Here is a 13,323-nt window from a genome sequence, read left to right as displayed (position 1 = left end):
CGCGGCGATCCGGGCGGTCCCGGGCCTCAGCTCATATCTGATGGCGTTGCGGGTTCGACTCCCGCCGTCGCGTCCACTTCTCCCGACGAGACCCGGGCGTCACCCGAGCCGCTCGTCCAACCAGTCGAACATACGCTGCGCCGTGATCGTGCGGCCGAGCGGCTGGCAATGCCCGTCGGCGCCCTCCGCCTCGGTGAAGCGCACGACCGTCGACACGCCGGGTGTCAGGGCGGCGAGCCGGTCGGCCTGGCCGGGCCAGAACTGCTCGTTCTCGGGGGAGAGGATCAGCAGCGGGGTCGTGATCTCGGCGGCGATGTCGGCGACCGAGTACTGATGCACGGCCTGGATCGTCTCGCCGTAGCCTCGCGTGCCGTAGGGGCGTGCGCGGAAGCGCCAGGTGCGCGCGGTCTCGGGGGAGAGCTTGAGGCCGAGCTCCATCTCGCGGTCGAACTTCTCGACCTGCCCCTCGTCGAGCAGCTTCAGCAGCCCGTGCGGGAGGTGCCCGGTCCACGAGGTCGAGACGTCGACGAGCCCGGGGTCGGTGATCGCAGCGGCGAAACGGTCCTCGAAGGCGAGGGCGCGCGCCACCCAGTAGCTGCCCTGGCTGATGCCGTAGACCGCGATGCGCATCGCATCCACGCCGTCGAGGCGGGCGACCGTGTCGAAGACCGGGGTGAGCACGTGCTCCCAGTCGGGGCGGAACGGCACGTCCTTCTCGAAGAGCTCCGACTGCTGGCCGGGACCGTCGAAGACGAGCACGTTGTATCCGCGGCGCAGAGCGGGCGCGACGACGGCCGCGTAGAGGGAGGCGCGCGAGCCGTCGCTGCCGTTGACGGCCACCAGCGTCGGGGGCGTCGCGCCCTCCGGTACCGGCGCGGGGCGGAAGAACCATCCGGGCAGGGTCCCGCCGCCGCACGGGATCGTGACGTCGTCGACCACGGTCGAGGTGTGCGTCACGAATCCGCGCCAGGCGGCCTCCTGCTTCGCGAACGTCGGTGCCATCGCATCCGGGTCGGCGAGTGCGCTCGCCGCATTGACCGCGACCCCGTAGTACGCCGAGGCGCGCAGGTAGGCGGATGCCGCGCTCACCGGGTGCCCCGCCTCCGCGCTCGCGGATGCCGTGGCGACCGTGCGGTCGGCCAGACCCTTCCAGGCGTCGAACCAGGCCTCGTGCTCGCCGTTGCGGATGCCGGCGACGGCGGCGAGGACCTCGCCCGGTTCTGCAGCGCCCTCCACGCTCGCGCCGAGGGCGCTGCGGATCTCGAAGTCGAAGTCGGCGCTCTCGGAGAACGCGCGGATGTGGGCGGCGTGGTGCGTCATGCGGGACTCCCTTCCGTTTCCACTATCGAGGGTCGTGCGCCGAGCCCACAAGGCGCTGCTCGACCCGGCCCCATCCGTGCTCGAGTACGACGAACCCGGCGTCGAGGGTGGCGAGCTGGTCGTCGCTGTCGGTGATGAGCAGCTGCAGCTGCAGCACGAAACGTGCGTAGACGCGGATCTCGGGCGTCGGGGCGTCGAGGCCGAGCTCGTCGGCGATCGCATCGGCCAGCGCGTCCTCGTGGCGCAGCCACATCTTGGCGGCGTAGTCGCGCAGCGCCGGGGTCTCGTTGAGGAATCGCAGGAAGATGCGCGCGACGTCCTCGCCGTGCTCGTCGAGGTTCGCGCCGATCTCGGCGGCGTAGAAGTCGCGGATCGCGCGGTTGATCGTGCTGCCGTCCGCACGGTCGCGCACGGCGCCCACGAGACGGTCGCGCTGCTCGTCGTCCTCGTCGAAGACGAGCGCCTCCTTCTGCGGGAAGTGCGCGAAGACGGTGGTGGGCGAGACATCGGCCGCGTCGGCGATCTCGCGGATGCTGACGTCGTCGAATCCGCGTTCGAGGAACATCATCGTCGCGACATCCGAGATGTTCTTGCGGGTCGCCGCCTTCTTGCGCTCCCGCCGGCCGAGGGGGTTCGTTCCGGTCATGCCTCCACCCTATCTCGAACTCGATACAAAACTGGCTTGACACCAAAACTGGTATGGATACACTTTCGGTATGACTTCACCTTCTCTCCTCTCCGCGCGCTCCACGAACCGCGCCTGGATCATGCTCATCGTCCTGACGATGCTCACCGTCATCGGCATGACGGTCGTCCTTCCCGTGCTCCCTTTCGTCGTGCTGCAGTACGTGTCGCACGAGAGCGACCTCGCCATCTGGGTCGGGGTGCTCGAGGCGATCAACGGCCTGTGCGCCTTCCTCGTCGCCCCGTTCCTCGGACGCCTCTCCGACCGCTTCGGTCGGCGGCCCGTCATCATCGCCGCCGCCTTTGGAGCCGCGCTCTCGATGGCGCTGTTCGGGATCGGCGGCGCGCTGTGGGTGCTCGTGCTCGCGCGCGTCATCCAGGGGCTGACCGCCGGCGATCTTCCCGCGCTCTTCGCCTACCTCGCCGACATCACCCCGCCCGAGAAGCGCGCGCAGCGCTTCGGTCTGCTCGGTGCCCTCTCGGGCATCGGCATGATGGTGGGCCCGGCCGTCGGCGGGCTCCTCGCCGCCATCAGCCTGCAGCTGCCCGTCTTCGTGACCGCCGCCGTCGGCCTGACGATCGCGATCCTCAGCATCTTCCTGCTGCCCGAGAGCCTCGCGCCCGAGAACCGCATCACGCGCATCGCGGCCCGCGACGTGCAACCGTTCGCCGTGTTCCGCAATGCCTTCGCCCGCCGCGAGCTGCGCGGACTCCTCATCGGCTTCGCGCTGCTCGCCCTGCCGTTCGGGTTCTTCGTCAACAATTTCAGCGTGCTCGCCCTCGACTCGATCCAGTGGGGACCCACGCAGATCGGGCTGCTCACCGCGGGCGTCGGCATCATCGACATCCTCATCCAGGGCGTGCTGCTCGGCATCCTGCTGCCCCGTATCGGCGAGCGCGGCGTGATCGTCAGCGGAATCGTCGCCCAGGCGATCGGTCTTGCCGGGCTCGCGATCGTCGCGTCCGTGCTCGCGCAGCCGTGGGTGTTCATCGTCGGTGCGCTGATGCTCGCCGCAGGCCAGGGCGCCGCGACCGCCGCGATGGACGGCGCGATGTCGAACGCCGTCGGCGACGACGAGCAGGGCTGGCTGGGCGGTGTGACGCAGTCGCTCAACGCCGCGATGGGCACGGTCGCCCCGCTCATCGCCGCCGCGCTCTACGCCGGCATCAGCCACGCCGCGCCCTACTGGCTGGGCGTCGCCCTGATGGTCGTCGCCGCGATCGTCGTCGGCCGCGCGCACATCGTCAACACCGCGAAGAAGGAGGAGCGCGGCGCGCTCGGCGAGCAGACCGACGAGCAGGATGCCGCGGCCCCCGCGCCGATCGCGGGATGACGCCGATCGGGGGATGATGGATGCCATGTCCACCTCAGCTCGCCCCGGCCTCCGGGTCTCGTCGGGTCTCACGATCCCCGAGTCCGAGCTGTCGTGGCGGTTCTCGCGCTCCTCGGGGCCGGGCGGGCAGGGCGTGAACACGGCGGACTCCCGCGTGGAACTGGTGTGGGATGCCGCGAACTCCCCGCAGCTCTCCCCGGTGCAGCGGGAGCGGATCCTCGAGAGGCTGGCCGGCCGGCTGGTGAACGGCGTGCTCACGATCGCGGCATCCGAACACCGGGCGCAGCTGCGAAACCGCGAGGCGGCGCGGGAGCGGCTGGTCGCGCTCGTCGCCGAGGCGATCCGGCCGCCTGCGCCGCCCCGTCGCCCGACGAAGCCCAGTCGTGGATCGAAGGAGCGCCGGCTGAAGGCCAAGCAGCGCCGCACCGATGTGAAGCAGCTGCGTCAGCGGCCGCGCGACGTCTGACCCGTCCACAGCTGTCGGCGGGTGCGCGCGGTCTCTGCGATGATGGTCGCTGGCCCGCTCAGGGGGAGCGGTTCCGACCTTGGGAGCGAGACATGACCGACGAGAACCACGCCGTCCTGCCGCCTCAACCGCCCATCGAATACACGTCGATCAGTGGTCGCCGCTACTGGGCGCTGCTGTTCCTGATGTACATCCCTTACTTCGGGGTGATCGTCGCCATCATCGTCGCGATCGTGCAGCGGTTGTCGGCGATGCACGTGCAGCATCCGATCGTGCGCGAGAATGCGCGCTGGGCGGCGAACTGGGCCATCAGTTACGCCTTCTACCTCATCGCTCTCATCGCGATCTTCCTCGCGGTCGCCGCTCCGCTGAACGCGCTGCGCTACCAGGAGGACTATCCAGGCGGTGAGGCACTCAACTTCAGTGTGTGGCTGATTCTGGTCGGCTCGTTCATCGCACTGGTGATCTACTGCCTCGTCACGATCATCCGCGGCACCGTGGTCTCGGAGCGGGTCGTTCACCGCCCCGCTCTGGCGATCCCGTTCTTGCGCGCCTAGGTTGTCAGCCCGCGGAGTCTGATCCGTCCGCAGCCGTCCGCGGGTCCGCGTGCTGTCTGCGATGATGGTCGCTGGCCCGCTCAGGGGGAGCGCGGTTCCGACCTTGGGAGTGACAGATGACCGAAGAGAACGACGCCGTCCAGCCGCCCGAACCTCCCGCCGCGCCTCAGCCGCCGGCGGGCTACCAGCCGCCCGCCGGATACTCGCTCCCGGCGCAGCCGCCGTACGGTCAGGCTCCGGCTCAGCCGCCGTACGGTCAGGCTCTGGCTCAGCCGCCGTACGGTCAGGCTCCGGCCGCGTACCCGGGGCAGCCCGCTTACGGCCAGGCTCCTGCACCCTACGGCCAGGCTCCTGCTCAACCGCCGTACGGCCAGGCTCCGACCGGCTACCCGGCCCCCGGGTACGCCCCCTACGGCTACCCGCCGATCAGCGGTCGTCGCTATTGGGCGCTGCTGTTCCTCGTGTACATCCCGTACGTCGGTGCGATCGTCGCCGCGATCGTCGGGATCGTGCAGCGGTCGTCCGCGATGCGCTCGCCGCATCCGATCGTGCGTGAGAACGCGCGCTGGGCGGCGAACTGGGCGCTCAGCTACGTGCTCTACCTCATCGTGCTCTTCGTCCTCCTCATCACGATCGGTGTCGGGACGGCGCGGCCGCGCTCGTACGACGAGTACGGCTACAGCGACGGCGGCGACCCCTCGGGCTGGATCGCCGTCCCGGGGTTGCTCATCATCGGAATCGGGATCTACTGCCTGGTCACCCTCATCCGCGGCACGGTGATCTCCGAGCGGGTCGTGCACCGGCCCGCCCTGGCGATCCCGTTCTTCCGCGCCTGATCCGCGGACGCGACGCCATACCGTCACACGAAGAGAGGACGCGGACCCACGATCGGGTCCGCGTCCTCTCTTCGTATGCGGCGTGCGGTGCGCGTCAGCTCGGATCGGCATCCGTTCCGGCATCCGCCCACCGCAGCGAGGCGATCGGCTCGCGCACGGGGCGCTCCTCGCGGCGGTCGTCCGACGCCTCGTACTCGTCGTCCTCGATCAGCACGCGGGCGTCGGTGAGCAGGGCGGCGCGCGCGAGCGCCTCGGCGGCGCGGATGCTTCCCAGCACCTGCGTGTTCAGTCGCTGCGCCACGTCGGTCACCACCCACGGCGGGCCGTCGAGAGCGATCAGCGTGCGCTCGTCGTCGAGCAGGCGCCCGTCGAGCACGAGAGTGTCGACGCGGGCCTGCTGCAGAGCCTCGATGACCGCCGAGAAGCCTTCGGCACCACCCGAGCCGTCGGCGGCGGCTGCACGGTCGCGCACGTCGGCGATCTCCCGGCGGCGACGCTCGTCGATCTCGCGGGCGATCGTGTCGTCGAGCGCCGTGCGATCGGCACCGTCGGCCCGGGTGTTCGCATCGACGTCGACGAGCAGCGCGCGCTCGTCGCCCGTGAGCTCCTCGGCCAGCAGCTGTCGTGCGCGCACATCGCCCGACACCGCGATGAACGCGGGCCGCTCTTCGCGGATGAGTGCGCTCAGCGCGGCCGCGACATCCTTCTGGTTCTGCTTCCAGACGTTCTCGACGTAGTTCTGGTACTTCGCATCTCCCAGGCCGCCCGTGCGCACCTTCGAGATCTCGTCGGTGTCGCCCTCGATCTCGGTCTCGCGCTCGCTGCCGCCGCGTCCCGAGGTCTCGAGGCGGATGTCGGCGCCGTCGCGGCTCGTCTCGACGACGAGGTAGCGGGTCTCCGACGCCGTGTGGCGCAGGAGGGGGAGGATCGACGGCAGGGCGCCGTGCTCGAGGCGCTCCGGGCCGAGGCGCGCTCCGATGAAGCTGCGATCGAGCACCGTCTCTCCGTCGCGGGCGATCACGACGCGGGCCGACGGACTCGGCAGTCCGTTGCGCTCGCCGAGGGCGGTCTCGATGGCCGCGGCGTCGTCTTCCGGTGCTCCGACCTCGTCGATCAGCTGATCGCGCACGGCCTGGTGGCGGGCTCCCTCCTCGACCTGCGGCAGCTCACCCGTGCCGTCGACGTAGGCGGTGGTCCAGGGGCCCGAACCCTGCAGGATCTCGGTCAGCGTGTGTTCGCTCATGACTTCTCCTTCATCGGTCGTCGGTCTTCACGACGGTAGGAAACGAGAGGGGAGAGGTCGACAGGGTTGACGAATCGGATGCCCGACGTTAGCCGCGCGCGGGGGCGGCATCGGGAGCTCCCGATGAGCGCCGGACCAGCGCCGGACTAGTCCTTGCCGCCCCGCACGAGCTCCAGCCCCGCCCCGGCGAACTGCCGCAGCGTCGCATCGGGCAGGAACGCCCGGGTCAGCGCGCCACCGATCCGGGTGAGGTCGCTCTCGTCGCGGAACAGCAGGTACATGGTCTCGTAGCGCGGGTGGAACTTCTGCTTGAAGCGGTGCAGCGAACCGAAGCCGTACACCGGTTCGAGGGCTTCGGCGAGGCGGTCGCTCAACGCGGCGATCATCCCCGCATCCGGCGGATAGTCGTGCGCGAGCGGCGCCCCCGAGAGCGACATGATCTCGGCGCCCTCCTCGGAGAACTGCTTCGCCGAGGCGCCGATCAGGTACTCCATCACGGGTGCGAACCCGCCCTCGCGCCGGCGCATCAGATCGAGGGTCCAGCCGCGCACCCGGCCGCCCGCGCCGTACACCGGCAGCCACGACAGGAAGCCGTCGACGTCGCCGTTGGGCGCGAGTGCCAGGGCGATCCGCACCTCGGGGTCCTCGGCCTCCTCGAGCGTGCCGAGGGTGAAGCGCATCTCGGGCAGATCCTTGTCGCCGACCCACGCCTCCGAGATCGCGCGCAGCTGCTGCTTCACGCCCCACGACTCGTCGCCGAGCCGCGTCATCCGGAACGTCATGTCTTCGCGACCCGCCCGGTTCAGCGAGGTGCGCACCGATGCCCACTGCTTGCCCGTGAACTCCAGCCCCGGAAGATCGACGATCGTGTCGTCGGCGACGACGATGCTGCGCCACGTCGACGGCACGGCGGCGAGGGTCGCGGCATCCGCACTGAAGAAGCACGGAACGAGGCCGGCCTGCTCGGCCGTGCGGATGAAGTCCCCGACCGCTTCGGCCCGCGCATCCGCGGGGCCGATCGGGTCGGCGAGCGCGAGGGCGACTCCGTTGCGGCGCTGGTACGCGACCACGCCGCCGGCCACCCGGGCGTAGCTGTTGCCCTCCCAGGTCGTCATCCACGACAGCGTGCCGCCGCCGTGCGCGCGCAGATCGGCCTTGACGTCGTCGACGGTCGGCGTGGGCGGGATGCCGAGGGGCGAGCGCCGTTTGGCGCGGAACGCCCGCCGCACCCACACGAGGTAGACGAGCACGACGACCCAGAGGAACCCGTTGGCGAGCGCGAGCTCGGTTTCGCCGTCCCAGCGGATGTCGAGCTCGGCCTGACTCGTGAGGATGATGAGCGTCAGCACGAAGGCGGCGATCAGCACGTTGAAGATGCCGAGGAGCACGGCGAGCACCCACGACCAGCGGCGTCCGCGACGCAGGCCGTTCACGAGCACGAGGATCACGACCAGGTCGATCGCGAGGTCGATGAAACCGCCCGACGCCGGATCGGTAGGGCCGAACGGTCCGTCGGTGGGCACCAGGGTCGTGATGATCTCGACCGCGCCGAGCACGAGGATCGCCATCACCGCGATGAGCCGCTGCTCGCGCACCGTCGTGCGCCGCACGCGCAGCGAGCGGTCGACCACCAGGATCAGCAGCACGGCGAGCAGGTGCTCGAGGTCGGCGACCTTGCCCCAGAACAGCATGGCGACGAACACGAAGCCGAGCAGGATCAACCAGCCGCGCACACGCCACGGCGGTCGGAACAGGCCGACGGCTGCCGCGATGCACGCCATGGTGCCGCCGGATGCCCCGACGTCGAGCGCCTGCGCCTGGGCCGTCGCCCACGCCCAGGGGAACTGCGAGAGCACGAGCAGCAGGAGGGCGGTGGCGAAGATCGCGAACAGCTGCCCGATCGCGTAGTAGGCGAGGGCGACGCGAGACCCGCGACGGTACTCGAGGTACGCCATGCCCCAGAAGCCCGAGATCGTGAAGATGTACACCCACGGTTCGTTCACGAAGAACGTGCCGGTCAGCGGCGTCCACCACTTGCCGTCGGCGAGATTGGGGAGCCCGTAGGCGACGGTCTCGAACAGCGCGGACTTCTCGAAGGGGGTCCAGAGTCCCTGCCAGACCACGCCGACGACGAGGATCAGCGCGATGAACGTCAACGTCGCCGGCATCCGCCTCACGACGGAGAGCGCGGAGGACCGCACGGGTGTCGGCGAGGCGTTCGGCTCTGCGTGCATGCGCTCAGCGTAGCGATCAGCGCCCCTCCGGGTCTTCCTCCATCTGACGCGAGAGGGTTGGATGGGAGACATGCCCCTCTCGCGCCGGACCGCCACCGCCCTCCTGGTCGTGTCTGCCGTCGCGCTGGCCGGATGCGCATCCCCGACCCCGGTCCCGACACCGGAGTCGGCCGAGTCCGAGGCCGCGACGATCCTCACGTCCGTCGTCGCCTCGGGACTCGACGCCCCCTGGTCCATCGCCTTCCACGGCGAGACGGCGCTCGTGAGCGAGCGCGACAGCGCGCGGATCGTCGAGATCACGGTGACGGGCGGCGCGCGCGAGGTGGGCCGCATCGAGGGAGTGCGGGCGGGCGGTGAGGGCGGGCTCCTCGGCATCGCCGTGCACGAGGATCAGCTCTACACGTACCTCACGGCCGACGCCGGCGACGGCGGAGCGACCGAGAACCGCATCGAGCGCCGCGATCTGCTCGGCGACCCGGGCGCGCTCTCGCTGGGAGATGCCGCGACGGTGATCGACGGCATCCCGGCGGCCGGCAACCACAACGGCGGCCGCATCGCCTTCGGCCCCGACGGGATGCTGTACGCCACGACCGGTGACGCCGGCGATCGCGAGAGCGCGCAGGACCCCGACGCGCTGTCGGGCAAGATCCTCCGGCTCGCCCCCGAGGGCGCCGTTCCCGACGACAACCCGATCCCGGGCTCGGCGGTCTACACGCTCGGCCACCGGAACCCGCAGGGCATCGCCTGGGCCGAGGACGGCACGATGTACGCGAGCGAGTTCGGGCAGGACACCTGGGACGAGCTCAACGTGATCGTCGCGGGCGAGAACTACGGGTGGCCGACCGTCGAGGGCATCGCCGACCGCGAGGGCTTCGTCGACCCGGTGCAGCAGTGGTCGCCGTCGACCGCGAGTCCGAGCGGCATCGCGGTGGCGGCGGATGAGATCGTGATCGCGAACCTGCGGGGCGAACGTCTGCGGATCGTTCCGCTCGCCGACACCGGAACGGCGTTCGAGCTGCACGGCGGCGAGCAGCGCGGCGAGTACGGACGCCTGCGCGATGCGGTCGCCGCCCCCGACGGATCGGTCTGGGTGCTCACGAACAACACCGACGGTCGCGGCGATCCTCGGGATGGCGACGACCGTATCCTCCGGGTCGACTTCGGATAGGTCCTTCGGGGAGGCTTACTCTCCCCGGAGCACCCGACGAAGACCGGCGATCTCGTCGTCGGTCATCCCACCGCTGCGCAGGTACCCCGTCGCGCCGCCGTGCTCGGTGGTGATCCAGTCCAGCGCGGCCTCGATCGCCGGAGCCGGTGACTCGGTGGCGAGCGTGCGCAGGCGCGGCGTCAGCGGCACCCCGATCGCGGTGATGAGCTGCGTGAGCGAGGCGGCGAAGCCGCGCGCGAGGTTCGTGCCGGTCTGCGTGTAGTCCTCGACGATCGCCTCGCGCGGCACCCCGGCGACCGACAGCAGGATCGCCGCGGCCAGACCCGTGCGGTCCTTGCCCGCCGTGCAGTGGAACAGAACGCCCGGCCGGTCGGTGCCCGCGGCATCGAGCACCGCGCGCGCCACGGTCGCGAACTGCGGGGCGCTCGCGGCCAGGATGGCGACGTACAGGTCCTCCAGCGTCGGCACCTGATCGAGCACCGCCGCCATCTGCTCGTCCGTCAGCGCGTGCTGCCCGCTCGCGGGCAGCAGCTTCTGCACCATCTCGTCCATCGCCCCGCCCTGCACCGACAGCGGCACGAGCGTCACGCTGCCGTCGTCGGGCAGCCGGTCCGCGGCGCGGGTGCGCTCGGCGTCGGTGCGCAGATCGATCACCGTGCCGATGCCGAGGTCGGCCAGCGCCCGCAGGCCTTCGTCGGTCAGGCTCGCCAGGGCATCCGATCGGAAGAGGATGCCGGGGGCGATCACCGCGCCGTCGGAGGTGGCGATCCCCTCGAGGCTGCGGGCGTTGTGGGTGACCGTGAGAGCGGAGGAGATGTCCATGCGAGCGAGCGTAGCGAAGGTGGTGGGCTCGCTCCCTCGCTACTCTCGGATCATGCCGACGAACGCCGCATCGCCCGGGAGCGCCCGAGCATGGCCGCAGGTCCGCTCCGCGGCCTCGACGGCGGGGGCTCTGCTGCGCCGACGTGTGCTGCTGATCGTGGTGGTCGCGATCGCGGTGCAGGGCCTGTACGTCTGGGCGGTGCTGCCGCTGCTGCTCACCCTCTTCGACGCAGCCCTCGACGCGGGCGGCGTCGACGGTCTGAGTCTCGCCGGTCTGCCCGCAATCCTCTCGAGCCCGCTCGCCGTGCTCGCGCTTCTCGTCATCGCCCTCGTCGCGACGCTGTTCGCCCTCATCGAGGTGAGCGTGTTCTCGGTCGTCGCCGACCTCTGTCTGCGCGGTGGAGCTCCGACGGCGCCCGAGCTTCTGCGCGGTCTGGGGCGGATGGGCCGCCGCGTTCTCGGTCCGCAGATCGCGCTGTTCGCCGGGTACGCTCTGCTGATCCTGCCGCTGTCGCACGTCGGGGTCGGATCGACGGTGACCGCGCACATCGCGATTCCGCAGTTCATCAGCGGCGAACTCACGAAGACGACCCCGGGCACCGTCGTCTACGCGCTCGCGATCGCCGGCATCGTCTACCTCGCGCTGCGACTGGCCGCGACGGTGCCCGCGCTGGCGGGCGGGCAGCAGAGCGTATGGACGGCGATGCGTCGCAGCCTGGTGCTCAATCGCCGCACGCAGGTGCACGTGGCGCTCGTGCTGGTGCTCGTCGGCGCGGTGGCGGCGGGGATCTTCCTCGTGGCGGCGCTGCTCGGCACGATCCCGGTCGCGCTGGCGTCGACGACCGGGGACGGGACGGGGACGAGCGAGGGGACAGCGGTTGCCGGTGCGATGCTCGCCGTGCTCGACCTCGTGCGGTTCGTCGTCACCGGACTCGTCGCGGCCTTCCTGGCGTTCTTCTTCATCGCGCTGGATCGCGGTGCTGCGGCATCCGAGCCCGGCGGTCGCACGTCGATTCCGACGCGCGCGGTCCCGTCGACCGGCGCACCCGTTCGGGATCGTCTGTCTCGCGTGCTCGTCGTGACCGTGCTCGTCGCCTTCACCGTGCTCGCCGTGCCGCCCACGGTGTTCGCCTCGCTCGCGGCGATTCCCGCGGAACCGCCGGCGGTCATCGCCCATCGCGGCTACACGGCGCTCGGAGTGGAGAACACGCTGTCGTCGCTGCGGGGCGCATCGGATGCCGGCGCCGATGTGGTCGAGATGGACATCCAGGAGACCGCCGACCAGAGGTTCGTCGTGATCCATGACACCGACCTCCAGCGCCTCGCCGGCGACCCCCGAGACGTGTACGACCTCGATGCCGCCGAACTCTCCCGATTGGTCGTCCGTCAGGGCGGGTTCGAAGACCGCATCCCCACGCTGGAGGAGTATCTGGGCGAGGCCGACGATCTCGGGATCCGCGTGCTCGTCGAGGTCAAGCCGCACGGGCACGAAGCCCCGGGTTTCGCCGAGCGCGTGGTCGCCGTCATGGAACGCCTCGATCCCGACCGACGGCACTGGATCCAGTCGCTCGACCCGGCGATCGTCGACCGGATCGCCGCCGCCGACCCGGAACGCACGGTGGTGCTCGTCACCGGCTTCCAGATCGGCGACGCCCCGCGTACCGCCGCCGACGCGGTCGCGATCGAGGACTGGTCCTATTCCGACGAGATGCTCGTTCGGCTGCGTGACGAGGGCAAGCAGCTCTTCGTCTGGACGGTCGACGACCCCGCCCTCCTCGAGGAGTACGTCGGTCGCGGCGTCGACGGCGTGATCACCGACCGCGTCGCCGAGGCGATCACGATCCGCGAACTGCAGCAGACGGTGACGAATCCCGTCAGCCGCTACCTCGCGACCGCCGCGCGGCGCATCTCCCTGTTCTGATCGACCGCGGCCGTTGCGCCGGCCGGGCCGTCAGCCCTCGACGGCCCGGGCGACGGCATCCTCCAGGTCGTCCCATTCCTGCAGCTGCACGTACGTGCCGTCGACGAAGAACGACGGAGTGCTGGTGATGCCGAGCGACTCGCCGTCGGTCTTGTCGGCCTGGATCCGGGCGAGCGTCGCGGGGTCGGCGATCGCCGCATCGTAGGCCGCCATGTCGAGCCCGAGGGATTCGGCCATCGCGCGGAACACCGCGGGCGTCTCGCCCGTCGCGTGACTCCACTCCTGCTGGGTCTCGAACAGCCGGTGGTACATGTCCTCGAAGCGATCCTGCTGCGCCGCCGCCTCGGCCGCCAGAGCCGCCTGCGTCGAGTTGATGTGACCCGGCAGCGGGAAGTACCGCACCACGTAGGTGATCTCGCCGTCGAACTGCGCACGCAGGTCTTCGACGATCGGGTAGAAGGCGCCGCACGCCTCGCACTCGAAGTCGAGGAACTCGACGACGGTCACGGCATCCGTGCCGCCGTCGTCGAGCACGTGCGAGTCTGCCCGGGTGGTCTGCAGGGTGCCGTCTTCGGCGACGTCGGGCGCGGGCGCCTGCTGGGTGATGGCGTAGACGATGCCGGCGATCGCGAGCACGACGGCGACGGCGAGAGCGATGAGGGTCGCCTTGACGGGCGTGGTCAGGCGGGGCTTCGGGGCGTTGCGGGAGGGGGTGGCGAACATGGGTGTCTCCAGACA

At 70.6% G+C, this 13,323-nt stretch carries 12 protein-coding genes and 1 tRNA gene; 7 read left to right on the top strand and 6 right to left on the bottom strand.

Translation table 11 applies throughout. The annotated features are described in order from the left end of the window. Positions 1-76, top strand: a tRNA-Met gene (locus tag ACZ5Y9_RS14645). 23 nt (positions 77-99) lie between these two features. Here the strand turns inward: ACZ5Y9_RS14645 and ACZ5Y9_RS14640 are convergent. Both ACZ5Y9_RS14640 and ACZ5Y9_RS14635 read right to left on the bottom strand, forming a co-directional pair. Continuing rightward, positions 100-1,320, bottom strand: a complete 1,221-nt coding sequence (locus tag ACZ5Y9_RS14640; RefSeq protein ID WP_464471652.1) for an alpha/beta hydrolase family protein — start codon at positions 1,318-1,320, stop codon at positions 100-102. A 22-nt stretch (positions 1,321-1,342) separates the two neighbouring features. Continuing rightward, positions 1,343-1,966, bottom strand: coding sequence for a TetR/AcrR family transcriptional regulator (locus ACZ5Y9_RS14635; RefSeq protein WP_247625210.1), 624 nt, complete (start codon positions 1,964-1,966; stop codon positions 1,343-1,345). A gap of 70 nt (positions 1,967-2,036) precedes the next feature. Between ACZ5Y9_RS14635 and ACZ5Y9_RS14630 the strand changes: the two genes are divergently transcribed. The 4 genes from ACZ5Y9_RS14630 to ACZ5Y9_RS14615 all read left to right on the top strand — a co-directional run bounded on the left by ACZ5Y9_RS14630 (position 2,037) and on the right by ACZ5Y9_RS14615 (position 5,197). Beyond that, entirely contained in the window at positions 2,037-3,338 is a 1,302-nt protein-coding gene (locus ACZ5Y9_RS14630) for an MFS transporter (protein ID WP_464471651.1), read from the top strand. Positions 3,339-3,363: 25 nt separating this feature from the next. Continuing rightward, positions 3,364-3,804, top strand: a complete 441-nt coding sequence (arfB, locus tag ACZ5Y9_RS14625; protein ID WP_404598172.1) for an alternative ribosome rescue aminoacyl-tRNA hydrolase ArfB — start codon at positions 3,364-3,366, stop codon at positions 3,802-3,804. A gap of 92 nt (positions 3,805-3,896) precedes the next feature. Continuing rightward, a complete protein-coding gene (locus ACZ5Y9_RS14620) occupies positions 3,897-4,361 on the top strand; it encodes a hypothetical protein (RefSeq protein WP_464471650.1) in 465 nt (154 codons plus the stop codon). 116 nt (positions 4,362-4,477) lie between these two features. Then, positions 4,478-5,197: a magnetosome magnetite crystal formation protein family gene (locus tag ACZ5Y9_RS14615; protein WP_464471649.1), complete on the top strand. Its 720-nt coding sequence runs from the start codon at positions 4,478-4,480 to the stop codon at positions 5,195-5,197. A gap of 94 nt (positions 5,198-5,291) precedes the next feature. Here ACZ5Y9_RS14615 and ACZ5Y9_RS14610 read toward each other — a convergent pair whose 3' ends face one another. Both ACZ5Y9_RS14610 and ACZ5Y9_RS14605 read right to left on the bottom strand, forming a co-directional pair. After that, the gene (locus ACZ5Y9_RS14610; protein WP_464471648.1) at positions 5,292-6,440 is read right to left on the bottom strand and encodes a baeRF2 domain-containing protein; all 1,149 of its coding nucleotides are present in this window, start codon (positions 6,438-6,440) and stop codon (positions 5,292-5,294) included. Positions 6,441-6,586: 146 nt separating this feature from the next. Beyond that, a complete protein-coding gene (locus tag ACZ5Y9_RS14605) occupies positions 6,587-8,674 on the bottom strand; it encodes a bifunctional lysylphosphatidylglycerol flippase/synthetase MprF (protein WP_464471647.1) in 2,088 nt (695 codons plus the stop codon). A gap of 70 nt (positions 8,675-8,744) precedes the next feature. Here ACZ5Y9_RS14605 and ACZ5Y9_RS14600 point away from each other — a divergent pair, with 70 nt between their 5' ends. Further along, entirely contained in the window at positions 8,745-9,842 is a 1,098-nt protein-coding gene (locus ACZ5Y9_RS14600; RefSeq protein ID WP_464471646.1) for a PQQ-dependent sugar dehydrogenase, read from the top strand. Between the two features lie 15 nt (positions 9,843-9,857). On the opposite strand, the gene ACZ5Y9_RS14595 is transcribed toward ACZ5Y9_RS14600, so the two are convergent. Continuing rightward, a complete protein-coding gene (locus ACZ5Y9_RS14595; RefSeq protein ID WP_247625202.1) occupies positions 9,858-10,664 on the bottom strand; it encodes a tyrosine-protein phosphatase in 807 nt (268 codons plus the stop codon). A gap of 52 nt (positions 10,665-10,716) precedes the next feature. Here ACZ5Y9_RS14595 and ACZ5Y9_RS14590 point away from each other — a divergent pair, with 52 nt between their 5' ends. After that, positions 10,717-12,585, top strand: a complete 1,869-nt coding sequence (locus tag ACZ5Y9_RS14590; RefSeq protein WP_464471645.1) for a glycerophosphoryl diester phosphodiesterase membrane domain-containing protein — start codon at positions 10,717-10,719, stop codon at positions 12,583-12,585. 30 nt (positions 12,586-12,615) lie between these two features. Here ACZ5Y9_RS14590 and ACZ5Y9_RS14585 read toward each other — a convergent pair whose 3' ends face one another. Next, positions 12,616-13,308: a DsbA family protein gene (locus tag ACZ5Y9_RS14585; protein WP_247625200.1), complete on the bottom strand. Its 693-nt coding sequence runs from the start codon at positions 13,306-13,308 to the stop codon at positions 12,616-12,618. Positions 13,309-13,323 lie beyond the last annotated feature (15 nt).

Source organism: Microbacterium sp. T3-8, from assembly GCF_055398145.1.
This window is presented reverse-complemented; position numbering and strand designations above follow the sequence as displayed.